This window comes from Rhizobium altiplani (assembly GCF_001542405.1).
Classification (GTDB): domain Bacteria; phylum Pseudomonadota; class Alphaproteobacteria; order Rhizobiales; family Rhizobiaceae; genus Rhizobium; species Rhizobium altiplani.
The window spans coordinates 20,377-43,746 of record NZ_LNCD01000105.1; the positions used below are offsets into that span (position 1 = coordinate 20,377).

At 60.4% G+C, this 23,370-nt stretch carries 25 protein-coding genes and 1 pseudogene; 14 read left to right on the forward strand and 12 right to left on the reverse strand.

The window, feature by feature from the left end; genetic code table 11:
* Positions 1-300: 300 nt before the first annotated feature.
* A complete protein-coding gene (locus AS026_RS24785) occupies positions 301-2,094 on the forward strand; it encodes an acetolactate synthase 3 large subunit (RefSeq protein ID WP_025662147.1) in 1,794 nt (597 codons plus the stop codon).
* 26 nt (positions 2,095-2,120) lie between these two features.
* Positions 2,121-2,693: an acetolactate synthase small subunit gene (gene ilvN, locus AS026_RS24790; protein WP_018858672.1), complete on the forward strand. Its 573-nt coding sequence runs from the start codon at positions 2,121-2,123 to the stop codon at positions 2,691-2,693.
* A 74-nt stretch (positions 2,694-2,767) separates the two neighbouring features.
* On the opposite strand, the gene AS026_RS24795 is transcribed toward ilvN, so the two are convergent.
* On the reverse strand, positions 2,768-3,745 hold the full coding sequence (locus tag AS026_RS24795; RefSeq protein ID WP_025662148.1) for a LysR family transcriptional regulator: 978 nt from the start codon (positions 3,743-3,745) through the stop codon (positions 2,768-2,770).
* Positions 3,746-3,830: 85 nt separating this feature from the next.
* Between AS026_RS24795 and AS026_RS24800 the strand changes: the two genes are divergently transcribed.
* A complete protein-coding gene (locus tag AS026_RS24800) occupies positions 3,831-4,955 on the forward strand; it encodes an alkene reductase (RefSeq protein WP_062372398.1) in 1,125 nt (374 codons plus the stop codon).
* A 63-nt stretch (positions 4,956-5,018) separates the two neighbouring features.
* Here the strand turns inward: AS026_RS24800 and AS026_RS24805 are convergent.
* Positions 5,019-5,859: pseudogene (locus tag AS026_RS24805) on the reverse strand (aldo/keto reductase).
* A gap of 161 nt (positions 5,860-6,020) precedes the next feature.
* Between AS026_RS24805 and AS026_RS24810 the strand changes: the two are divergent.
* From AS026_RS24810 to AS026_RS24825, 4 genes are all read left to right on the forward strand, one after another.
* Positions 6,021-6,614, forward strand: a complete 594-nt coding sequence (locus AS026_RS24810) for a LysE family translocator (RefSeq protein ID WP_025662151.1) — start codon at positions 6,021-6,023, stop codon at positions 6,612-6,614.
* Between the two features lie 95 nt (positions 6,615-6,709).
* On the forward strand, positions 6,710-7,345 hold the full coding sequence (gene nthA / locus AS026_RS24815) for a nitrile hydratase subunit alpha (protein ID WP_025662152.1): 636 nt from the start codon (positions 6,710-6,712) through the stop codon (positions 7,343-7,345).
* On the forward strand, positions 7,342-8,001 hold the full coding sequence (nthB, locus tag AS026_RS24820; RefSeq protein ID WP_025662153.1) for a nitrile hydratase subunit beta: 660 nt from the start codon (positions 7,342-7,344) through the stop codon (positions 7,999-8,001). The genes nthA and nthB overlap by 4 nt, the downstream gene beginning before the upstream one ends.
* Entirely contained in the window at positions 7,988-8,359 is a 372-nt protein-coding gene (locus AS026_RS24825; protein ID WP_025662154.1) for a nitrile hydratase accessory protein, read from the forward strand. Before nthB ends, AS026_RS24825 begins: the two co-directional genes overlap by 14 nt.
* A 3-nt stretch (positions 8,360-8,362) precedes the next feature.
* Here AS026_RS24825 and AS026_RS24830 read toward each other — a convergent pair whose 3' ends face one another.
* From AS026_RS24830 to AS026_RS24840, 3 genes are read right to left on the reverse strand one after another with little or no spacing between them, the layout of a single operon-like run.
* On the reverse strand, positions 8,363-9,145 hold the full coding sequence (locus AS026_RS24830; protein ID WP_062372401.1) for an anti-sigma factor family protein: 783 nt from the start codon (positions 9,143-9,145) through the stop codon (positions 8,363-8,365).
* Positions 9,142-9,657, reverse strand: coding sequence for an RNA polymerase sigma factor (locus AS026_RS24835; RefSeq protein ID WP_062372406.1), 516 nt, complete (start codon positions 9,655-9,657; stop codon positions 9,142-9,144). The genes AS026_RS24830 and AS026_RS24835 overlap by 4 nt, the downstream gene beginning before the upstream one ends.
* Positions 9,658-9,667: 10 nt before the next feature.
* Positions 9,668-10,048, reverse strand: coding sequence for a COG4315 family predicted lipoprotein (locus AS026_RS24840; RefSeq protein ID WP_025662157.1), 381 nt, complete (start codon positions 10,046-10,048; stop codon positions 9,668-9,670).
* Positions 10,049-10,194: 146 nt separating this feature from the next.
* Here AS026_RS24840 and AS026_RS24845 point away from each other — a divergent pair, with 146 nt between their 5' ends.
* A complete protein-coding gene (locus AS026_RS24845; protein WP_062372410.1) occupies positions 10,195-11,322 on the forward strand; it encodes an ATP-dependent DNA helicase in 1,128 nt (375 codons plus the stop codon).
* Between the two features lie 16 nt (positions 11,323-11,338).
* Here the strand turns inward: AS026_RS24845 and AS026_RS24850 are convergent, their stop codons facing one another.
* Positions 11,339-12,028, reverse strand: coding sequence for a MerR family transcriptional regulator (locus tag AS026_RS24850; protein WP_062372413.1), 690 nt, complete (start codon positions 12,026-12,028; stop codon positions 11,339-11,341).
* Positions 12,029-12,454: 426 nt separating this feature from the next.
* Between AS026_RS24850 and AS026_RS24855 the strand changes: the two genes are divergently transcribed.
* Positions 12,455-13,207 (forward strand): pyridoxine 5'-phosphate synthase, encoded by a 753-nt coding sequence (locus AS026_RS24855; RefSeq protein ID WP_062372417.1) that lies wholly within the window; start codon positions 12,455-12,457, stop codon positions 13,205-13,207.
* A gap of 54 nt (positions 13,208-13,261) precedes the next feature.
* Here the strand turns inward: AS026_RS24855 and AS026_RS24860 are convergent, their stop codons facing one another.
* Positions 13,262-14,149 carry an SDR family oxidoreductase gene (locus AS026_RS24860; protein ID WP_025662161.1) on the reverse strand — a complete coding sequence of 296 codons (888 nt, stop codon included), beginning with the start codon at positions 14,147-14,149 and terminating at the stop codon, positions 13,262-13,264.
* A gap of 119 nt (positions 14,150-14,268) precedes the next feature.
* Between AS026_RS24860 and AS026_RS24865 the strand changes: the two genes are divergently transcribed.
* Positions 14,269-14,685: a winged helix-turn-helix transcriptional regulator gene (locus AS026_RS24865; protein WP_018858657.1), complete on the forward strand. Its 417-nt coding sequence runs from the start codon at positions 14,269-14,271 to the stop codon at positions 14,683-14,685.
* Here AS026_RS24865 and AS026_RS24870 read toward each other — a convergent pair.
* The 4 genes from AS026_RS24870 to AS026_RS24885 form a co-directional block, all read right to left on the reverse strand.
* On the reverse strand, positions 14,671-15,900 hold the full coding sequence (locus AS026_RS24870) for an MFS transporter (protein ID WP_062372422.1): 1,230 nt from the start codon (positions 15,898-15,900) through the stop codon (positions 14,671-14,673). The two genes, AS026_RS24865 and AS026_RS24870, sit on opposite strands and share 15 nt — an antisense overlap.
* Before the next feature lie 68 nt (positions 15,901-15,968).
* Positions 15,969-16,586 (reverse strand): TetR/AcrR family transcriptional regulator, encoded by a 618-nt coding sequence (locus AS026_RS24875; protein ID WP_062372426.1) that lies wholly within the window; start codon positions 16,584-16,586, stop codon positions 15,969-15,971.
* Between the two features lie 60 nt (positions 16,587-16,646).
* Positions 16,647-17,564, reverse strand: coding sequence for a bifunctional helix-turn-helix transcriptional regulator/GNAT family N-acetyltransferase (locus tag AS026_RS24880; RefSeq protein ID WP_062372430.1), 918 nt, complete (start codon positions 17,562-17,564; stop codon positions 16,647-16,649).
* A gap of 66 nt (positions 17,565-17,630) precedes the next feature.
* Positions 17,631-18,350: an aspartate/glutamate racemase family protein gene (locus AS026_RS24885; RefSeq protein ID WP_025662166.1), complete on the reverse strand. Its 720-nt coding sequence runs from the start codon at positions 18,348-18,350 to the stop codon at positions 17,631-17,633.
* Between the two features lie 160 nt (positions 18,351-18,510).
* Between AS026_RS24885 and AS026_RS24890 the strand changes: the two genes are divergently transcribed.
* Positions 18,511-18,975, forward strand: coding sequence for an Lrp/AsnC family transcriptional regulator (locus tag AS026_RS24890; protein ID WP_018858652.1), 465 nt, complete (start codon positions 18,511-18,513; stop codon positions 18,973-18,975).
* 129 nt (positions 18,976-19,104) lie between these two features.
* A complete protein-coding gene (locus AS026_RS24895; RefSeq protein ID WP_062372435.1) occupies positions 19,105-20,376 on the forward strand; it encodes an NAD(P)/FAD-dependent oxidoreductase in 1,272 nt (423 codons plus the stop codon).
* Positions 20,377-20,411: 35 nt separating this feature from the next.
* Here the strand turns inward: AS026_RS24895 and AS026_RS24900 are convergent, their stop codons facing one another.
* A complete protein-coding gene (locus AS026_RS24900; RefSeq protein ID WP_025661742.1) occupies positions 20,412-21,458 on the reverse strand; it encodes an NAD(P)-dependent alcohol dehydrogenase in 1,047 nt (348 codons plus the stop codon).
* A gap of 189 nt (positions 21,459-21,647) precedes the next feature.
* On the opposite strand from AS026_RS24900, the gene AS026_RS24905 reads away from it, so the two are divergent.
* Positions 21,648-22,553, forward strand: coding sequence for an AraC family transcriptional regulator (locus tag AS026_RS24905; protein ID WP_025661743.1), 906 nt, complete (start codon positions 21,648-21,650; stop codon positions 22,551-22,553).
* 126 nt (positions 22,554-22,679) lie between these two features.
* Positions 22,680-23,345 carry a TetR/AcrR family transcriptional regulator gene (locus AS026_RS24910; RefSeq protein ID WP_026371979.1) on the forward strand — a complete coding sequence of 222 codons (666 nt, stop codon included), beginning with the start codon at positions 22,680-22,682 and terminating at the stop codon, positions 23,343-23,345.
* Positions 23,346-23,370 lie beyond the last annotated feature (25 nt).

Here is a 23,370-nt window from a genome sequence, read left to right on the forward strand (position 1 = left end):
AAGAAAGTCTTTTTGCGATAGGTGATCATTCCGGCACACGTTCGGCTGGTGCGATCGGGCTCGATTTTTTATTGCGGCATGCGTTGACGATGCGAAATTTTCTGTCTATCACTTCGCCCCATGAAAATTGCAGTAGCTCTTATCGTGGTGGGAAAGCGCATGGGCAGGATGGTGTAACCATCCGGCGATAGCCACCCATGCGCTAGATGACAGGCTCCCTCAGGGGCCTTTTTTTATGCCCGAAATTCGGGCTTCCGGACCACAGAACTCAAATCCCAGCAGTCAAAACGGAAAAGAAACATGACGGGCACGGACAATCAGGCAGCAGGCAATCGGATGACGGGAGCGGAGATCGTCCTCCAGGCGCTGAAGGACAACGGCGTCGAGCATATCTTCGGCTATCCGGGTGGCGCAGTGCTGCCGATCTACGACGAGATCTTCCAGCAGGACGAGATCAAGCACATTCTCGTCCGCCATGAGCAGGGCGCCGGCCATGCGGCCGAAGGCTATGCCCGCTCAACCGGCAAGGTCGGTGTCTTGCTTGTTACTTCCGGTCCGGGTGCGACGAATGCCGTCACGCCGCTGCAGGACGCCTTGATGGATTCGATCCCGCTCGTCTGCCTCACCGGCCAGGTTCCGACCTCGCTGATCGGTTCGGATGCCTTCCAAGAGGCCGATACGGTCGGCATCACGCGCCCTTGCACCAAGCACAACTGGCTGGTCAAGGACGTCAACGATCTCGCGGCGATTATTCACGAAGCCTTCCGCATCGCGCAGTCGGGCCGCCCGGGTCCCGTTCTCGTCGACATTCCGAAGGACGTCCAGTTTGCCACCGGTACTTATACGCCGCCGGCGGCCCATGCGATCCAGAAGAGCTACCAGCCGAAGATCCAGGGTGATCTCAACCAGATCCATGCGGCGGTCGAGATGATGGCGAGTGCACGGCGTCCGATCATCTACACCGGCGGCGGCGTCATCAACTCCGGCCCCGAGGCGACCAAGCTTCTGCGCGAGTTGGTCGAGCTGACGGATTTCCCGATCACCTCGACGCTGATGGGCCTTGGCGCCTATCCGGCATCAGGCAAGAACTGGCTGAAGATGCTCGGCATGCACGGCTCCTACGAGGCGAACATGGCGATGCATGACTGCGACGTTATGGTCTGCATCGGCGCCCGCTTCGACGACCGCATTACCGGCCGCATCACTGCCTTCTCACCGAACTCGAAGAAGATCCATATCGACATCGACCCGTCCTCTATCAACAAGAACGTTCGCGTCGATCTTGGCATTCGCGGCGATGTTGGAAGCGTTCTGGAAGACATGGTCCGCTTGTGGCGGGCTCTGCCGAAGAAGCCGGAGAAGAGCCAGATCGCCGATTGGTGGGCCGATATCACGCGCTGGCGGGCGCGCAACTCCTTCGCCTATACCAAGAACACCGATGTCATTATGCCGCAATATGCGCTGGAGCGCCTCTATGCGCTGACCAAGGATCGCGACACCTACATCACGACCGAAGTCGGCCAACACCAGATGTGGGCAGCGCAGTTCTATGGATTCGAGAAGCCGAACCGCTGGATGACTTCGGGCGGCCTCGGCACCATGGGCTACGGCCTGCCGGCAGCGCTCGGCGTGCAGATCGCGCATCCGGAAAGCCTCGTCATCGACATTGCCGGCGACGCCTCGATCCAGATGTGCATCCAGGAAATGTCGACGGCGATCCAGTACGAAGCGCCGATCAAGATCTTCATCATGAACAACCAGTACATGGGCATGGTTCGCCAGTGGCAGCAGCTGCTGCACGGCAATCGCCTGTCGAACTCCTATACGGAAGCGATGCCCGACTTCGTCAAGCTCGCCGAAGCCTACGGCGCCGTTGGCCTGCGTTGCGACAAGCCTGACGATCTGGACGGCGCAATCCAGGAAATGATCGACGTGAAGAAGCCGGTCATTTTCGATTGCCGTGTCGCCAATCTCGCCAATTGCTTCCCGATGATCCCGTCGGGCAAGGCTCACAACGAAATGCTGCTGCCGGACGAAGCCACGGACGAGGCGGTCGCCAATGCGATCGACGCCAAGGGCCGTCAGCTCGTTTGATATCAAGGTAGAGGAAACCCAAGACCATGAACGCACACCTTCAGCCGACGGGCTCTGCCTACTTCATCTCGCCCGAGACGGCGGCGGTCGAAAGCCATACGCTTTCGGTCCTCGTCGACAACGAGCCGGGCGTCCTTGCCCGCGTCATCGGCCTGTTCTCTGGCCGCGGCTACAACATCGAGAGCCTGACCGTCTCCGAAACCGAGCACCAGGCGCATCTGTCGCGCATTACCATCGTGACGCGCGGCACGCCCCATGTCCTCGAACAGATCAAGGCTCAACTTGAGCGCATCGTTCCTGTTCATCGGGTGGTCGATCTGACGGTACGCGCCCGCGAACTCGGCCAGGAGCGTCCGATCGAGCGCGAAGTGGCGCTCGTCAAGGTCATCGGCACGGGCGAGACCCGGGCCGAGACGCTCCGGCTCGCGGATGCCTTCCATGCGAAAGTGGTCGATGCCACGGTCGATCACTTCATCCTGGAGATCACCGGCAAGTCCTCGAAGATCGACCAGTTCGTCTCGATCATGAAGCCGCTCGGCCTCATCGAGGTCTGCCGCACCGGTATTGCCGCGATGAACCGCGGCCAGCAGGGGATGTAAGCCAATACAAGTACCGGACGCCAGGGCGCCCGGTACTTCTCCCATTCCGGCAATCAGGTGACAATCCGAGCGATCTATTCGGCGGCGACCAAGGCGATATCGGATCCTGCATTCGCCTGAAGGACCTTGGCGCGGACAGGCTCGAGCGCCGCAAGGACCTGTTGGCGTAGCCAGACGTGCCCGGCGTTGCGGTCGGACGAGGTGTGCCATCCAAGCGAGATGTCATAGGGCGGGATGTCCACCGGTCCTGGGCTGATGGCGAGGCCGAACACCGGCGCCCAGGCACGGGCGAAGCTTGCTGGCACGGCGGCAAGTACGTGCGTATCCCGAACCAGGATCGGCAGCGTGAAGAGGTGCGGCGTCGTCACTGCTGCGCGTCGTTTCAATCCACGCTCAGCTAGCACTTCGTCCACAAGGCGGCAGCGGCCGTCCTTGCTGACGATCACGGCCTGCGGGGTCGCGAGAAACGTCTCGAGGTCGATCATGCCGGAGCGGCCGGTTGTCTCGGGATTGCTGAGGATGACATAACGCTCGGACCAGAGCTTGCGGCGTTTATGGAGTTCGTTGCCGGTTTCCACCTTGCCGATCGCGAGGTCGATCTCGCCGCTGTCCAGAAGATCCGCGGGATAATCCTGGTCGAGCGACCGTATCACGAAATTGACGTGTGGCGCCTGCTCGCGAACGGAAGCGAGAAGCGGCGGCATCAACAGGCTTTCGAGATAGTCGGTCATTCCGAGCGTGAAGGTTCGCTCGTCCGTTGCCGGGTCGAATTGCTCCGGCTCGATCAGGCGGGACTGGATCGTGCACAGGATGCTACTGACGGTCTCCGCGAGTTCCTGCGCCCGTGGCGTCGGTTCGATCCCACGCGCCGAGCGAACAAACAGTTCATCCGATAGAAGCGCGCGCAGGCGGCCGAGATTGTGGCTCAAGGCGGATTGGGATGTGCCGATACGCTGCGCCGCCCGCGTGACGTTGCGCTCGCTCATCAGGGCATCAAAGGCAACCAGCAGGTTCAGGTCGAACTTCAATATATGAGCGTGATCGATCGACATCATGATTTCCATCTGTTGGATTTCTGAATGCGGCAGAGATATCTGTTTGGTCGATGATAATCAACCGAATTGAGGAATAGCGCTCATGAAGTCTCTCTTTGAAGTCTACGACCTTCGCGGCCAGAAGCTTCGCAACCGTGTCGTCATGGCTCCGATGACCCGGGCCAGGGCGAAGGACGGTATCGCCGACGAGCAGACCGCCCAGTATTATCGCCAGCGCGCCGGCGCCGGTCTGATCGTTTCCGAGGGAACGCCGATCTCGCAAGAGGGAACGGGTTTCGCCTTTATCCCCGGCATCTGGTCGGACGATCAGGTTCGCGGCTGGCAGGGCGTGACGAAGGCCGTGCACGAGGAAGGCGGGAAGATCTTTGCGCAGATCTGGCACGTCGGCCGCATGTCGCATACCTCTCTTCAGCCGGCTGGCGGCCAGCCGGTCAGTTCCAGCGCCAAGCCGGCGCGCGACGATAAGAGCACGGCCTACGCGTTCAACGACGAAGGTGTTGCCGGTTTCGTCGAAGCCAGTGTGCCTCGACCGCTCGGGACTGACGACGTCGCAAGGGTCGTAAACGACTTTGCGAATGCTGCGGCCAATGCCGTTGCCGCCGGATTTGACGGCGTCGAGATCCACGGTGCCAACGGTTATCTCCTGGAGCAGTTTCTCAATCCTCTGATCAACGACCGCACCGACCGATATGGCGCAGGCAATGTCGAAGACAGGACGCGCTTCGTGCTGGAGATTGTCGACGCGGTGGTGGCGCGGATTGGTGCCGAGAAGGTCGGTATCCGGCTTTCGCCGTTCGGCAAGCTGTTCGACATGCCGCACCATCCTTTGATCGAGGAAACCTACCTGCATCTTGCGACTGCGCTTGCTGAACGCAAACTTGCCTATGTGCATCTGAAGGATCAGGGGCCTGCCAGCGCTCCGGCTCTTTCGAGGGATTTTCTGCGCAAGTTCCGCGAGAGCTATTCGGGCACGCTTATTCTTGCCGGTTCTCTCGACAAGCGCCGTGCAGAGCAGTTCCTGCAGGACGGCCTTATTGATCTCGCTGCTTTCGGTCAGCCGTTCATCGCAAATCCCGATCTGGTCGAGCGACTGCGGCGGGACCTGCCGTTGGCGACGCCGAACCGTGAGACGTACTACGGCGGTGGCGCCGAAGGGTACACTGATTATCCGGTATATGAGGGTAGCCCCGACATAAAAGCCGCCTGATCGCGGCCCTTGCCGGCACTTCCTTGACCAGTGCCAACCCGCGCCATCAAAATCCGCTGAAGATCAGAGCATCTCCAGCGGCCTTTTTCTTGCCGGAGGCGGGAAAGCGGCATCGAGCGCCGCCCAGTCCTCGTCGGTAATGTCGAGCGAGACTGCGTCCCGGTTTTCGGCGGCGCGGGCAGCGTTCGACGTTTTCGGGATGACGATCACGCCGTCGCGTTCCAGCAGGAAGGCAAGTGCCACCTGCGCCGGCGTTGCCGGATAGGTCTTGGCGACGCGGATCAGTTCCGGATGATGCAGAATGCGCCCCTATTCGATCGGTGAATAGGCCATGATCGGGATCCGACGTTCCTGACACCAGGGCAGCAGATCATATTCAACGCCTCGGCGTGACAGGTTGTAGAGAACCTGGTTGGCTGCGACGTTCCCTCCGGCGGGAACGGTCAGCAGTTCCTCCATGTCGTCAGCATCGAAGTTGGAAACACCCCAGGCGCCGATCTTGCCGGATGCTTTCAGTTCCTCGAAAGCCTGGACGGTAGCAGCGAGCGGATGGTCGCCGCGCCAGTGAAGCAGATAGAGATCGATCCGATCCGTGCCGAGACGCGATAGGCTGCGTTCGCAGGCTGCGATCGTTCCCGTCCGGCTGGCGTTCCAGGGATACACCTTGCTGACGAGAAACACCTCATCCCGTCGGCCCCGGATCGCCTCGCCAACGATCTTCTCCGCGCCGCCGTCGGCATACATTTCCGCGGTATCGATCAGCGTCATCCCGAGATCGAGGCCTGCGCGCAGGCTTTCTCCTGGCCTCGGAAGATCTCTCTCCCATGTTCCAGGTGCCCTGGCCGATGGCTGGAACCTCTGCACCATTGGGAAAGCTGATGGTTGGGATGGCGTCGTCTCGCATGATGGTCGTTCCGGTTTTCGAAGAAGATTGGAAGGCGCGCCAATCTTTCAACCAATCGTGTCACCATGACAATGATTGCATGGAGCGGTGGATTTAGGTCAGTTAGGTTGACCTAAATCGAAAAGTCCCGCCGGACCAACCGCGGGCCTCCGGGAGGTCTCATGCCGCTGGATACATTTCTGGCACTCGTCTTGTTTGCCTTTACCACATCGATAACGCCTGGCCCCAACAACATGATGCTCTTCGCATCCGGCGTGAATTTCGGTTTCCGCCGCACCGTTCCGCATATGCTGGGGATCGGGGCAGGGTTCTTCTCGCTGCTGATCGGCGTGGGACTCGGGCTTGGGGCGCTGCTGCATGCGATGCCGGCGCTCTATGTCGCGCTTAAATTTGCCGGTGGCGCCTATCTTGCCTGGATCGCCTGGAAAATTGCGACGTCGCGATCTCTGGGCGAAGGCAAGAGCGGTGTTGAGCCGATGTCGTTCCTGTCGGCGGCAGCCTTCCAGTGGGTCAACCCGAAGGCATGGGTCATGGCCGTTACCGCGATGGCGACCTACACGATCCCGAATATCTACTTTGCGAGCGTCCTGATCGTTGGCTTCGCCTTCGCGCTGGTCAACCTGCCGAGCGTGTCGACCTGGGCGGGGTTCGGCTCGGCGCTGCGTGATTGGTTGTCGGATCCCGTCCGGCTCAAATGGTTCAACATCACCATGGCCGTGTTGTTGGTGCTCAGCCTTTGGCCGATGCTGAAATAGAGGTTGCGGCAGGCTTCGACGACATCCTGAGTGGGGCTTGGCGCTCTGGCTACAAGCGCTTAAAGATAAGCCGCCCATTGGCGGAGGATTATCTCGTGCACGACGACGATCACCATCACGACCACGACCATGACCACGACAACCGCTATACCGACATGCAGGCGCGGGTGAGGGCGCTGGAGACGGTTCTGACGGAGAAGGGACTGATCGATCCGGCGGCGATCGACGCGATCGTCGAGACCTACGAGACCAAGGTCGGCCCACGAAACGGTGCGCGCGTCGTCGCCAGGGCCTGGGGAGATCCGGCATACGCGGAGTGGCTGAGGCGCGACGCGACCGCGGCGATCGCCAGCCTCGGCTATACCGGGCGTCAGGGCGAGCACATGCGCGCGGTGTTCAACACGGACGAGACGCACAATCTCGTCGTCTGTACGCTTTGCTCCTGTTACCCCTGGTCGGTGCTCGGCCTGCCGCCCGTGTGGTACAAGGCGCCCGCCTACCGTTCGCGGGCAGTTATCGATCCGCGCGGGGTGCTGGCCGAATTCGGTGTGACCTTGCCCGAAGATAAGAAGATCCGCGTGTGGGATTCGACGGCGGAACTCCGCTATCTGGTCATTGCGGAGCGACCGGCGGGCACGGATGGATGGAGCGAGGAGCAGCTTGCAGATCTCGTCAGTCGCGATGCGATGATCGGAACGGGATTGGCTGCCGCGCCAGGAGATGCGTCATGAACGGCCCGCACGACCTTGGCGGTCAGATGGGTTTCGGCCCTGTCGCGCCCGAAAGGAACGAGCCGTATTTCCATGCGGAGTGGGAGAAGCGTGCGCTCGGCCTTACGCTTTCCAGCGGCGCCTTCGGCGCCTGGAATATCGACGAGAGCCGGCATACGCGCGAAAGCATTCCACCGGCGAGTTATCTTGGCGCGAGCTACTACGAGATCTGGACGCGGGCGCTGGAGGTGCTGCTGCGGCGCCATGGCTTCGTGACGGCCGAGGAGATCAATGCCGGTCACAAGCAAATGGATGGCGCGACGCCGAAGCGTGTCCTGAAGGCCGACATGGTGGCAGGCGTGCTCGCCAAGGGTGGTCCCTGCGACCGACCGGCGGCGACGCCGCCACGCTTCTCCGTGGGGGACAGTGTTCGAACCAGGAATTTCAATCCGACGACACATACGCGGCTGCCGCGCTATGCACGCTCAAAATTGGGCGTGGTAGAAGCTGTTCAAGGCTCCTTCGTCTTCCCCGACGACAACGCCCATGGGAAGGGCGAGAACCCACAATGGGTCTATACGGTCGTGTTCGACGGCTGCGAAATCTGGGGTGAGGGAGCGGATCCGACGCTCTGCGTCTCGATCGATGCCTGGGAGAGCTATCTTGAGCCAGTGTGAGACGCGGTCGCCGCTGGCGCAATCGCCGCAGCTGCCGAAATCGCCCGATGGAGAGCCGGTCTTTCCTGAGCCATGGGCTGCGGAAGCCTTCGCGATAACAGTGCATCTGCACGAACGGGGCCTGTTTACGTGGAACGAATGGGCTGAGACGCTATCACGGGAATTGCACAAGCCCGGCCGCGCCGAAGACGGCAGCGACTATTTCGATTGCTGGGTGGCGGCGCTTTCGGCAATTCTCGTCAAACTCGGCGTCGCTGACGCCGACATGATCCTCGATCTGCAGAAGAGTTGGCAGCGGGCGGCGGAGGCGACGCCGCACGGCAAGCCGATCGAGCTTGCCAACGACCCGCTGCGCTGAGGCTTACGACGGAAACTGCCTGTAGCATTCCTCGGCGACTTTTCTCAGCACATCGCGCGGAATCTCGCCGGTAACGGCGTAGCCGAGTTCGCCGTCGATCCAGTAGAAGGTTTCGACATTGCCCGATGACGCGAAGCGGAAACTGGTCGACCTGTTATCAGCCTTGCGCCCGACGAGGACCGTCAGTCGTTCGCCGGCCTGATCCTCGTACATGAACATTGCACCCGGCCTGCCCTCGACGGGCAACAGTCGCCCGCCGACCAGCTTGAAGCCGAGTTCCTGCAGGTTCGGAACCCGCAAGTTTTGAATGGCAAGCCGCTTGCCGAGCCAGGTCGCCAGATGGGCTTCCTCATTGGCAAAGACCTCGACGGGATGGCGGACTTCATCGGCATAAACCAGGAAGGCGTTGCGGGCTTCGTTGGGCAGGGTTTCGAGTTCCGTCAGTTGCAGATCCGGCTTTTGAAACAGTGCTGGGCCGTAGTGGCCGCTCAAGGCTCCCAGGCCGAAAGCCGCTATGATCGCAGCCACTGCCGCCAGGCGCTTCGGCCAGTTTGCTGGACGTCTCCGGCCAGTGACGAGCGCTATGTCGACGTCCGTGGATTTTCCATAGTCCGCGAAAAGCGATCGGATCTCGGCATTTTGCGCGGACCATTCCGCCACTCTGGCTGCATCGCCCGGATTGTCAGTGAGCCACGCCTCGATGCGTGCGCGGGCCTGCTCGGGAAGCTGCCCGTCGGCATAGGCGTGAAGATCCGCTTCGGTCACGGTCTGGTTGATCTCGTTCATTTCGGTCTCCGAAGCGTAATGACATTGTCTGCCTTCATGCGCTCTCCCATCCGTTGGCGTGCGCGTGACAGGCGCGACATAACCGTGCCGATCGGGATGTCGAGTGCGGTCGCAACCTCCTGATAGGTATAGCCTTCGATGACAATCAACATCAGCACAGCGCGGTTTTCTTCCGAAAGGCTGTTTAATGCATCCTCCAGCCGCGATCGCTCGAGCGGATCGGGAGCGGGATCGACGGATACGATGTCCTCGGCGCCATCGAGTTCCACGAACGGCGCGCGACCCGTCTGGCGACGGCTGTTGCGATAGAGGTTCGTCATGATCGTCAGCACCCAGCCGCGCAGGTTCAGCCCCCGCCATTGTCCGTGACGGGCGAGCACCTTCTCGACGCAATCCTGCAGCAAGTCTTCCCCGTCTGCATCGGAGCGGGTGAGGCTCCGCGAGTAACGCCTGAGCGAGGGAAGGAGGGCCAGGATCTGGCCCTCGAACGTGTCGTGACCTGGTGCCTTCACGTCGCTTCGCTCACTGTTTGACGAGATCCCAATTGCCGCCGACACCGTCACCGGTGATATCGCCCATCTTCTTGTCCTTCACCCAGAAATAAAGCGGCATGCCGTCCTTGGCCCACTGCTTGGTGCCGTCTTTCCGTTCGACAATCGAATATGCACCCTCCGGCTTCGCGTCGCTAGCGGCCTTCAGCGGCGGCCAGTTCTTGGCGCAATCGTCGTAGCAATTGGAAACACCCATCTTATCCTTCTTGAAGGTATAGAGGGTCATGCCGTTTTCGCCGGCAAGAACCTCGCCCTTGGTGGACTTTACGGCCTTGACGGGCGGGGCCGCAAATGCGGACGTTGCGGCGGCGGATGCAATGGCAAAGGCGATCAGCATCTTTGCGGATTTCATGGGCTCTCTCCTCACGTGTAGGGCACGCTTGATTGCGTTGCCTGACATGAGACACCATCGATGCCGGTTTTATTCCCTTTCGATTGCCCGCTTGCGCGGATTTCAGGGTTGCCTATGTCAGGCGAATCCTGCCAAGTCGATCCACGATGCAATTTGCTCCGCAACAAGATGAAGCCCTCAGGGCCGTTTCCCAATGGCTGAAGGAAGGGCGGACACCGCTTTTCCGTCTGTTCGGCTATGCCGGTACGGGCAAGACGACGCTTGCGCGGCATTTCGCGGAGCACGTGGACGGTGACGTACTGTTTGCCGCATTTACCGGCAAGGCGGCCCAGGTGCTGCGGTCGCGCGGGGCCAGCAACGCGAAGACCATCCACTCGTTGATCTATCGTCCGCGCGGTGAGGAGGCTGTCGAGGACGAGGAGACGGGCAAGACTTCCATTGCGCCGATGTTTTCCATCAACCGCCAGAGCCCAGTCGCGAAGGCTGCGCTGATCGTGGTCGACGAGTGCTCGATGGTGGACGAGGCTTTGGGCCGCGACCTGATGAGCTTCGGCACACCGATCCTGGTGCTTGGAGATCCGGGGCAGCTGCCTCCGGTGTCGGGCGGCGGCTTCTTCACCAATCAGGAACCGGACTATCTGCTGACGGACATTCACCGCCAAGCGCGCGATAATCCGATCATCCAGCTTGCAATGCAGGTGCGTGAGGGCAACGAAGTCAGCTACGGAGACTACGGTACCGCGCGGGTCATTTCCAAGGGCGAGGTGAACCAGTCGCTGGTCCTCGATGCCGATCAGGTGCTCGTCGGAACCAATCGCACGCGACGCCGATACAATCAGCGTCTTCGCGAGCTGAAGGGTTTTGCGACCGAATACCCGCAAACCGGCGACAAGCTGGTCTGCCTGCGCAACGATCCGGCAAAGGGCTTGCTCAACGGCTCGCTTTGGCAGGTGATGACGTCGTCCAAGGAGACGACGAAGCCTGGCATCAACTTGCTGATCCGGCCCGAAGATGACGACATGGACCGCGGCGCGGCCAAGATCAAACTGCTGAAGCAGGCTTTCGAGGATGTCGAGGGTGAGATTCCCTGGAACACGCGCAAGCGCTACGACGAATTCGACTACGGCTATGCACTGACGGTCCACAAGGCACAGGGCTCGCAGTGGAACAACGTCGTGCTGTTCGATGAAAGCTGGGCCTTCCGCGATACACGCGAACGGTGGCTTTACACAGCGATCACGCGCGCGGCGGAAACCCTGACGATCGTGCGCTAGGCGATTTTCTTGGGCGTCAGACCTGGACGACGCCAAGCATGACGGCCTTGGCTATGGCCTGAAAACGATTGTTGGCGTGGAATTTCTGGATGATGCCGGCCTCAAGTGACTGTGCATCTTCATTTCGAAGGTCGAGGGTGCGCGCAATACGCTGCGTGGAAAGCCCTGCCGCCATCAGCGCCAGGCACCGCAACTCCTGATCCGTGAGCATCGAGCCTGTCTGATTGTCGTTGAGAAGCTGCTCCTCGGTTGCCTCCCTATCGAGCAGGTCGCTCACCTGCTGCATCTGCCGATGCAATGTGGATATTTCCGCGCTCAGTTCGCGTTTGCGGGTCACGAGCGCGTTACGAAACAGAGCCTCGGCAGCCTCCTGCGAGTCGGCTTCTATGAGGTCGCTCATCAAATCCTGGATCACAGCAACCGCCATTCCAGCCTCGCGGCAGGCATTGATGACAGCCATGCGCATCACGTCGCCCGGTTCATAGACACGCATCAAACCGATTCGGCTGGCCGAAATCAGTCCTTTCTCCTCATAGAAATGCAGGGTTCGATGGGTGACGCCAAAGGCATTGGCCATGTCGGCGATCGGAACTCGTCCGCGGGGCAAATCTGCGGGGGGGAGTGCCGCGGAAGGAAGAAAACGGTGCCGCAGTCGTGCTTGTGTCGCGAGGTCTGACGTGAAACCCTGCTTGTAACCTTCTGCCATGGTCCCTCCCATTGTGCTCATTGTGCGTCTGCAAATTGCAAAAAGGGTGCGGTTGAGTGGGGTTCCCTCTTGATCGTTCCTGTTCAGGCATCGAAGCAACTGGCGGTGTTTGCTTCGATATCGTGAGCTTACGTTACTCGTGATTGATGTATTTTGTTAGTATCAAAATTAGTGACTTTTAATTTACAGCGGAATACGGCTGGAAACTTGCCCCAGGTGAGGTGTTTCTCGTGAGAAATCAGCGCTGGAGAAACGCTTGATTGTTTAAAGCGCGAAGAACAAACCAGATCTACTTTCAGCCGCCGCGTTGACGGACCAAACGCTCGCGTCATCACCGATTCACATGCATCCATGTACGAATCTCGTTGGCCGATGCCGGTTCGTTGGCTTAGAAACGATCATCCTTCGCTTCAGTGGAATCCCGCCATGCAGACTACGCTTTCCGTCAATCTCAATGCCGTCGCGATGCTGCGCAACCGCCGCGATCTTCCATGGCCGAGTGTAGAGGGGTTGGGGCGGATTGCGCTGCAATCCGGCGCGAGCGGATTGACGGTCCATCCGCGACCCGACCAAAGACACATCCGTTTCTCGGACCTGCCCATCATCCGCAATCTGATCGATGACGAATTTCCAAACGCCGAATTCAATATCGAGGGCTATCCCACCGAGGAGTTTCTCGATCTCTGCGTTGGGGTGGCACCCGAGCAGGTCACGCTGGTTCCGGACGACCCCTCACAGGCGACCTCTGATCATGGCTGGGATTTCCGCAAGCGCCGCGATTTCCTGACTGATGTCATTGCGCGGCTGAAGAAGATGGGCACGCGCGTATCGCTGTTCGCCGATGGCGATGGGGACGCCGAGGCCGTCGCGATTGCCAAGACGGTCGGTGCTGACCGGATCGAGCTTTATACGGGGCCATATGGCGGCTGCTACGATGCGCCTGAACGGGTAGGGCCAATCCTCGAGGCGCTAGGTAAGACAGCGGACGCGGCGCTGGCGATCGGCTTGGGCGTCAATGCGGGGCACGATCTGACGGTGGCGAATTTGCCACCGCTCGTAATGCGCATTCCGAAACTCGCGGAAGTGTCCATCGGGCACGGGCTGACGGCGGACGCGCTGGAATTCGGCATGGCCGAAACGGTTCGGCGGTTCTGCCGCGCATGCGGCCAGAAGATTTGAGAACTGCATGAGTGAGCCCGCTCCGGTGGTGCGAAGCGGGCTTTATCGACCGACTCAGGCCGTGAGGGCGGTCTTGTGTGCGACGAAGAAGCCCTTGAGCGTTTGAGGCTTGTTGCCAGTCAGCGTCTCGTAATCCGCCGTTACCAGATCAAAGTTGCCGGCGCGGATGTTGGCGTCGGCTGAGACCAGCATGTCCGCGACGAAATCGGGAAGACCCGCGCCGCGAATGCCTTGGCCAAGCTGCTCATCCGTGACGCTGACCGCCTTCAACGGCCTTCCAACCGCATCGGAGAGGACCGCGGCTATCTGGTCGGCGCTCAGCGATTCGGCTCCGGTCAGCGTATAGGTCGCGCTTTCATCGCTGCCGGAGGCAAGGGACGCTGCGATTGCCCGCGCGCAGTCTTCGCGCGAGATGTTCGCAACCTTGCCGCCGTCGCTGCTCGTGTACCAGTTTCCCGACTGGAGGTTGTGCGGCATGCCATGGAGATAGTTGTCCATGTACCAGGCATTCCGAAAGATCGTGTAGGGGATGTCAGTGGCCTTCATGGCATTCTCGGTGCCCAGATGATCGGGTGCAAAGGTCACCAGAGATTTGTCGGGCGAGGGCATCGAGGTGTAGGCGATGTGCTTTACGCCTGCCTTGACGGCTGCATCCACTGCCGCCTTGTGCTGCTTGAGACGCTGGCTGGGAACGGCGAGTGCGTCGGTGCTGATGATCAGCAACCGATCGACGCCCTTGAAGGCAGATTCCAGCGAGGCGGTGTTGTCGAAATCGGCCTTTCGGGTGATGACACCCTTGGCGGCGAGATCTGCGAGCTTGGCCGGATCGCGCGTCGCGGCGATGATATTTGCCGCTGGAACCTTTTCGGTCTCAAGCAGGTGATGGATGATCCGCTGGCCGAGTTGGCCGGCCGCACCCGTGATGAGAATGGTCTCGCTCATGTGTCTTTCCTCTAGGTTTGCTGTTGGTCTCAAAAAGAGAGTAGCTCTAGATTAGGAATTGACTGCGCGCTGTAAAGAAGGCAGTTTTTTGGCTCTACGTTACCAAAAGGGAACCAAGAATGAGTGGCGCCGTCGTCAACCTGAAGAACAAGGCCCCCGGCATTCGTCGAGACGTCGATCTCAGCAACCTCGACTTCAACAATTGCCCGGTCCGGGACATGATGCAGCAGATTGGCGGCAAGTGGTCGACACTGATGCTCGAGGCGCTGTCGCAACGTCCGTATCGCTTCGGCGAATTACGGCGGATGATTCCGGATATCTCGCAGCGCATGCTGACACAGACCCTAAGGGATCTGCAGCGTGACGGTTACATCGAGCGGGAAGTGTTTCCTACGAAACCGCCGAGCGTCGAGTACCGGATGACTGATCTCGGCCGCTCGCTTTACAGCACGCTCGCCTTGCTACTGAACTGGGCGGAGGCAAACCATGACGCGGTTCGCGCCGCCCGGCTACGATTCGATTCAGCCAGCCTCTGAGACTGCCTGCCGGCCGCGGCCTTCGGTCAGGAACAGAAGGAACGCAAAGGCTGGGAAGCAGAAGCCGATCCACGCGGTCATCGTCCAGCCGCCGGTCGCGTAGGCCCAGCCGCCCACGGCGGATCCGATCGCACCGCCCGTAAAGAACGTCGCCATGTAGAGACCGTTCAGGCGGCTGCGATGCTCGGCGCTGATCGCGTAGACGGCGCGCTGGCCGCAGACCAGATTGGTGGTTACGCCGAAATCAAGCAGGATTGCTGCAGCGGTCAGCAAAAGCAGCGCCGTCAGCGACCCATCGGTGGCGAACTGACTGATGAGAAAGGCCGACATTCCAAGCAGCATCGCCAGCGTCGAAGCAGCCTTCGTCAGTCCACGGTCGGCGAGCCGTCCAGCGATTGGCGACGCAATGGCGCCGGCGGCACCGGCCAGCGCGAACAAGGCGATGCCATTCTGCGTCAGCCCGAACTCAGGGCCTGCAAGCAGCAGGGGCGTCGTGGTCCAGAATAGGCTGAACGCACCGAACATCCCGGCCTGGTAGAGCGCGCGACGCTGAAGAATGCGCGAATGGAGGGCGAGATCCGCCATCGAGGCGAGCAGTCTGCCGTAGCTCAGTCTGGTGTGGGGAACACGGACCGGAAGGTTGGCTCTCAGGATGACAACGAGCGCGATCATGAGCGCCGCGGTCACGAAGTAGACCATGTGCCAGGAGGTTGCTTCGGCAACGAAGCTGGCGAAGGGCCGGGCCAGCATGATGCCACAGAGAAGGCCGCTCATGACGTTGCCGACGACGCGACCGCGCGTTGCGTCCGGCGCCATATGGGCGGCAAAGGGGACAAGTACCTGGACGGCAACCGATGCAAGGCCGATGCAGAGCGATGCCAGAAGAAACATCATCGGTGTCGAGGACAGTGCCGCGCCGACCAAAGCGACCGCAGAGATGGCGATGAGCGTCAGCACAAGTCTGCGGTTTTCCAGGAGATCGCCGAGCGGAACGATCAGCAGAAGGCCGAGGCCGTAGCCGATTTGCGTCAGGGTGACGATCAGGCCGGTTGCCGCCGGTGTGAAGCCGAGGGATACGCTGATCGGGCCGGCGAGCGGCTGGCCGTAATAGAGATTGGCCGCGACCAGTCCACAGGCGGCCGCAAAAAGAAACGTCATTAAAGGCGAGATCGTCTGCGGCGCGACAGTTTCCCGCGTGGTATTCGAAAGGCTCATAATAGGCTCCGGTGGGGCTCGGATGATCAAAAAGCTTGTGCGTTGAGGCGGGTCGATCGCAACCCGATTCACGCCAGGAGCTTCATTGCAGTCTCGGCGACAGCGACCATTTCTTCCTCGCTGCGTCCCGTCTTGCCAACCACCCGCATTCCCTTGGTAACGCAAAGCAGGGTACGGGCGGTGGCCGCGGCGTCAATCTCGTCGGCGATCGAGCCATCGCTTTGGCCGAGGCGGAGGAGATCGCCGATCAGCGCCTCATTGGCTGCAAACGCAGCTGCGACACGGTCTGCAGCCTTTGCGTCGAAAAGTGCCAGGTCGTTCGCACTGCTGACGACAAGACAGCCGCACCGACCGGAGGCGCCATGCGAGGAGAGCGCATAATGGGCCAAGACTTCGCGGATTTTCTCACGGCCGGTTGCGGCCTTTGCCATGCGTGCGTCCAGAAGGCTGCGACGAACAGCGCGGTATCGGTCGAAGGCTGCGAGGAATATGCCGCGCTTGTCCTTGAAGGCCTTGTAGACGCTGCCGGAGGCAAGGCCCATGGCTTCGGTAAGTTCGCTGATCGACGCGGCATGATAGCCGCGCTCGGAAAATACCTGCAGCGCCTTGTCGAGCGCCGCGTCGCGATCGAATTCGCGCGGTCTGCCGCGTGTCCGGGTCGTTTCAATAAGGGTCGCCGTGGTCATGGCCGACCTAATTAGGAAATGATCGTTTCCAAATCAAGCGAAACTTTTGCACGCAGCAAATCAGAGATCGAGAACCCAGGTTTGACCGTTTTCCTCGGGCCCGAACATCCGGTGTCTCTCTTCGGAGACAAGGCGGAAGCCGGCCTTCAAATATATGCCGCGCGCGGCATGCAGGATGTCGTTCGTCCATAGCGATAACTGTCGATACCGCTTTGCCCGGGCAAAGCGAATGCACTCGCCGACCAGCATCTTGCCGAGTCCGAGGCCGCGCGCCGCCTCGTCCACATAGAGCAGGCGAAGCTTCGCAACGCCATCGCCACCATTGGTGACAAGGATCGAGCCGATGTTGATGCCTCCACGCTCGGCAATCCAGCAATACTCCTTCGACGGATCGAAATTCGCCAGGAACTTGCCGGCGACCTCTGCAACGAGGCCCTCGAAGCGCATGTCCCAGCCGTATTCCTCGGCGTAAGCCTTGCCCTGGCTTTGGACGATCCAGCCGATGTCGCCGGGCCGGTGTGCGCGGATGATCAAGGGCGGGGGCGCGGCCTCGGGATCCAATAGCCCCCGAATAGCGGTCATCGCGGCCACGACGCTTTGCGGTTCGCCGTCGACGAGGTTAGCGAAGCGCTCTGCTATTTGAGTGTTGGAGCGACGGCCAAGTTCCTCGAATTGAATGTGTCCCCTGGTGGTGACAGAGATGATTTGACTGCGAAGGTCGTCGGGATCGGCCGTTGTTTCGATCAGGCCATTGGAGCGGAAGCGTTTGAGAATTCTGCTGAGATAGGCGGGGTCGAGTTGCAGGTCGCGTGCCAACGCGACCGCGGTGACGCCCTTGCGCGAGCCGATCTCGAAAAGGACGCGCGCGTCCGTCAGCGTGAAATCGGTGTCTAGGTAGGCCCGGTTCAGGACCCCCAGGAAGTTTGTGTAAAAGCGATTGAAGTCGCGGGCAGCGTCGATCAAGCCAGAATCGGACATGGACAAAACCTCCTGATAGGAGATTTTGTCCTGCTTTTATTTGACGTAGTCAACTAATTTGTTGACTTAGGCAGCGGCGATCACGCGGGCTTGTTCGTCGCCAAGTGCGAACTCGACAGCGGCTCGAGCATGGATCTCGGTTGTGTCGAAGCCGGGCAGGGGCAGATGTTTCGGGTCAAGGATGAGGCAGATTTCCGTGCAACCAAGAATGATGCTGTCCGCGCCCTTGGCGCGCTCGCGTTCGATCATCTGCATGAGCTTATCGCGTGAGCTATCGAGCACCTTGCCGGCGCAGAGCTCATTGAAGATGATATCATGGACGGACGTGCGGTCGGCGGCCTCGGGAACCACGACGTTAACGCCCAGGCTCTTCATGCGGTTGGCATAGAAACCGTGTTCCATGGTGTATCGTGTGGCGAGCAGCAGCGGGCGCTTGCGCCCGGCTGCCTTCAGAGACTTCGCGGTCTCGTCGATGATGTGGATCAGCGGCACGGAGATGCGGGAGGCGACCTGATCGGCAATCAGATGCATTGTGTTCGTGCAGATCAGCATGCAGCGGGCGCCGGCGATCTGCAGGTGCAGAGCCACGTCGCCGAGACGGCTTGCTGCAGAGTCCCAGTCACCCGCCTTTTGCATAGAGACGATCTCGTCGAAATTGACGGAATGCATCAGGAGGTCAGCCGAGGTGAGCCCGCCGCGGCGCTCGCGTACCATTTCATTGATCAGGCGATAGTAGACCGCCGAGCTTTCGAAGCTCATTCCGCCAATTAGTCCGATTGTCTGCATTTTTGTTATGCTCCCGTCTGGAATTTCGTAGTGGCGAGATCATGCATCGAACCTCGCGCAAATGGTTTGCTTTCTTTGTCTCAAACTCTTCATTGGCGCGGCATTTTTGCGTATAATCTCCAAATTACGCAAACTGCAGCCGTGAAATTTCCGAAGCACCATGCTTGATGACCGCGATCGACGAATCCTAGAATATTTGCAGACCGATGCGGGCATTTCGGTGACGGAGCTTGCTGAAAGGGTCGCACTATCGGTCTCTGCCTGTTCTCGCCGCATCCAACGGCTGGAGGAGAGCGGCCATATCGCGCGGCGGATTGTGGTGCTTGACCGTGAGAAAATGGGCGTGCCGACGACGGTATTTGCGCTGATCAAGACGGCACACCATGCCGACGAGTGGATCGAGGCGTTTCGCCGGGCGATCAGCAGCATACCGGAGATCGTCGAGGCGCATCGGCTTACCGGCAACCACGACTATATTCTGAAGATCGTGCTCCCACGCGTCGAGCACTACGACGTGATCTATAAGCAGATCGTCCGCAAGATCGAACTCTTCGATGTGTCCGCGTCCATATCGATGGAATTGCTGAAAAGCGGGACATCGATCCCTGTTGCCTATGCAGACTGAGTGACCCCGACACCAAATTGAGCATTCGTGACCACCGCCTAGAGCAGGCGAGCTATGCCCAAACAGTGATTGAAAGCCGCGCGCGACCAACGACATTGGCTATAGCGAAGTGGCACGGAAAGGCAGCTCATGAGCGAACACCATGTTGTGGTTGTCGGCGGCGGCTTCGGCGGCCTGCAGTTGGTCAACGATCTAAAGGGTGCGGGCATCCGGATCACGTTGATTGACCGGCGCAATCATCATCTCTTCCAACCGCTCCTTTACCAGGTGGCGACGACAATCCTTTCCACCTCTGAGATCGCCTGGCCCATTCGCCATCTCTATAGCGACCGCCAAGACGTGACGACGTTGCTGGGCGAAGTCGTCGGTGTCGATACTGACGTAAAGGAAGTTTCTTTACGCAACGGCACTACGTTGCGTTATGACACGCTCGTCCTCGCCACGGGGGCAACGCACGCCTATTTCGGGCGAGACGACTGGGAGGCGGTGGCCCCCGGTCTGAAGACGCTGGAGGATGCAACGACGATCCGCCGGCGCATGTTGCTCGCATTCGAGCGGGCGGAGACCGAGACCAATCCTGCCGTGCGCGACGCATTGTTGACCTTCACTATCGTCGGCGCCGGGCCGACGGGGGTCGAGCTTGCCGGGATCATCGCCGAGCTTGCACGCAAGACCCTGCCGCGCGAATTCCGCAATATCGATACGCGCAAGACACGGGTCGTGCTGGTCGAGGCGGGGCCGCGCGTGCTTCCGACCTTTGCCGAGGAGCTTTCCGACTATGCCAGCAAAGCCCTCCAGGAACTCGGCGTCGAGCTGCATATCGGCGAGCGTGTCCTGGAGTGCACGGCAGACGGTGTCGAGACGAGCGAGGAGTTCATTCCGAGCCGCACGATCGTCTGGGCTGCAGGCGTACAGGCATCGCCCGCAGCCAAGTGGCTCGATGTTCCGGCCGATCGAGCAGGGCGAGTCGTCGTCGAGAAAGATTTGACGGCACCGGAGCATCCGGATGTCTTTGTTGTCGGGGACACGGCTTCCGTCATTCGGGAAAGTGGCGCTCCCGTCCCGGGGATCGCGCCTGCGGCCAAACAACAAGGCGCTTATGTCGCAAAGGTCATCCGCGCGCGTCTTGCGGGAAACCCTGCGCCCGCACCGTTCCGCTATCGCCATCAGGGCAGTCTTGCGACGATCGGTCGAAGCGCGGCCATCATCGATTTCGGTCGGATCAAGCTGAAAGGCTGGATCGCCTGGTGGATATGGGGCATCGCCCACATCTACTTCCTGATCGGGACGCGTTCGCGTTTTGCCGTGGCTTGGAGTTGGCTCTGGATTTACCTGAGCGGCCAGCACAGCGCGCGGTTGATCACCCAGAAGGAAACGATGCGCGACGATAGCAGCGCATAGAAAGGGCGGCGGCTCAAGGCCGCCCTTTCCCATTATCAAGCTGCCAGCGAGGCGATGTCGATGACGAAGCGGTAACGAACGTCGCTCTTCAGAACGCGTTCATAGGCCTCGTTGACCTGCTGGATGTTGATCGTCTCGATCTCGGAGACGATGTTGTGCTTGCCGCAGAAGTCCAGCATTTCCTGGGTTTCCTTGATTGAGCCGATCATCGAGCCGGAAATGCTCTTGCGGCCCGGGACCAGCGAAAATGCATGAACCGGGATCGCGTTTTCCGGGATGCCGACGACCACAAATGCTCCGTCCACCTTCAGAAGGCCAAGATAAGCGTTCCAATCGATCTCGGCGCTGACCGTGCAGATGATCAGGTCAAATGTACCGGCAAGCTTCTTGAACGTCTCCTCGTCGCTGGTCGCATAGTATTCCTTGGCACCGAGCTTGAGGCCGTCTTCCTTCTTGGAAAGGCTCTGCGAGAGGACGGTGATGTCAGCACCCATGGCCGCGCCGAGCTTGACGCCCATGTGACCGAGGCCGCCCATGCCGACGATTGCGACCTTCTTGCCTGGTCCGGCATTCCAGTGACGCAGCGGCGAGTAGAGCGTGATGCCGGCGCAGAGCAGCGGGGCCGAGGCGTCGAGCGGAAGGTTGTCCGGAATGGACATGACGTAACCTTCCTTGACGACGATCGAGTCGGAGTAACCGCCTTGAGTGCGCGTCTTGCCATCGGCTTCGAAGTCGTTGTAGGTGCCGACCAGGCCGGGCATATATTGTTCGCGGTCGAGGTCGCGGGCTGCACAGCCGACGCAGCTGTCGACGAAGCAGCCAACGCCGACACGGTCGCCGGCCTTGAATCTGGTGACGGCCGAGCCGACGGCCGAGACGATGCCGGCGATCTCGTGGCCCGGCACGATCGGATAGACCGCATTCTTCCATTCGTTGCGGACGGTGTGGATGTCCGAATGGCAGATGCCGGCGAACTTGATGTCGATCACGACGTCATCGGCATTGGGTTCGCGGCGCTCGAAGGTGAAGGGCGTAAGCGGCTTGGACGCGTCGGTGGCAGCATAGCCTTTTGCAATGGCCATCTAAGACTTCCTTTCGGGTTGCTGAGGTGATGGCAGACCATGCACCGGATCGATGTCGATGCGTTAGAGCGATACTCCGAGCTTCTTGCACGATCCTGCAAAAGTGACAGGCGGGCCTATTTTCGCGGGAGCAAAGCTGTCCTACATAGTGCGCATCTCTCCGAGGCGATACATAAAGGGTTCGCTCGTATGACTCTGCCGTTCAATCCCTATCAGGAAATCGTCTCCATTGCCGCGCGCCATCTCGGCGACGACGGGGAGTGCAGGACCGCGATCGAAAGCGTGGGGATAAGTCGGCGCACTTCACCAAGCGCCCCCTGCCACGGCAGCTACCGCCCTTGCATCGCCCTTGTTATCCAAGGCGCCAAGAGCCTGCGCCTCGGCACCGACGTCATCAATTACGGGCCTGGCGACTACCTGCTGACATCGCTCGACCTGCCGGTGACATGGCGAGTGGTGGAGGCAAGCCCCGAGGTTCCGCATTTCTGCCTGACGCTCGCCATCAACAGCGAGAAGGTTCTCGATCTCTTGAGCCGCGCCGAAATTCCGCGGCCAACCGCGCCCGTTGGAGGACGCGGGATCGTCGTGAATGTCGCGACGCCCGAGCTCTTGGACGCGGCAGTGCGACTGCTACGTTTGCTCGATAGTCCAAAGGACATCGCGGCGATGGCGCCGCTGATAGAGCAGGAGATTCTATATCGGGTTCTTACCGGCCCGGACGGTGGCCGGCTGATCAATATTGCGGTCGCCGACAGTCACGGCAACCGCATTGCACGCGCCATCGCATGGTTGCGGCAAAACTTTGCCCAGCCGCTGCGCATCGAGGATCTCGCGGAGCAGGTCAACATGAGCGTGTCGTCCTTCCATCACCATTTCAAGTCGATCACCGCGATCACGCCGGTGCAATACCAGAAGCAGTTGCGATTGCATGAGGCGCGGCGTCTAATGCTGATCGAGCGGCTGGATGCCGGGACGGCAGGGCATCGCGTCGGCTATCAGAGCCCGTCGCAGTTCAGCCGCGAATACAGCCGTGTCTACGGCATGTCCCCGGTGAGAGACGTCGAGGCGGCACGCGAGCCTTCTGACGACGCCTGAGTAGTGCGCTGTAGGCAGCGACGGTCGCGCCTATAGCGCACAAGGACGCTGAAATTTTCGTGCCATGCCGCTTGACGCGCACAGTGGTTTGCAGCATAAAGCCTGCGAACCGTACCGTACGGTACTATTGGGAGTGAGGCCGTGTCCGTCGATAATTTGGAGCCCAGCGAGTTTTCGCCGCGCCAAAACGCCGTCCTGGAGCAGGCATTGCAGCTGCTCGTCGATGGCGGCGAGAAGGCGCTGACGACATCGGGCGTTGCGCGCGCGGCGAACTGCTCCAAGGAAAGCCTGTACAAGTGGTTTGGCGACCGCGACGGCCTGCTGTCCGCGATGATCGCCTATCAGGCGAGCAAGGTGCGCACCTTCGAGCGCAATGGCGAGCGGCTGACGTCGGCGAGCCTCCACGACCACCTCGTCATCTTCTCAAAGGATTTGCTTGAAGTTCTCGCCGGCGATGTCTCGCTGGCGCTCAACCGTCTCGCCATCGGCCAGTCGCATCGCGACGGCTCCAAGCTCGGCAAGCTGCTTCTGGAGCGGGGTCGCCGTCAGATCGATCGCCGCGCCATGGGGCTGATCGATTCCGGCAAGCGCGCTGGGCTGCTGCGCTTCCATGATGCCGACGAGGCATATCACACGCTTTATGGCCTGATCGTTTCCGATCTGCATGTTCGCATGCTGCTCGGCGAGCCGGGTCTCAAGGATACCGCGCGTCAGGCGGAGAGGGCGGTTTCCGCCTTCCTGCGCCTCTATGGCACGGAAAAGGTTTTGGCGGAGATGCCGCTCGTCGGCTGATCCCCTCTTACAAGTCACAGGACAA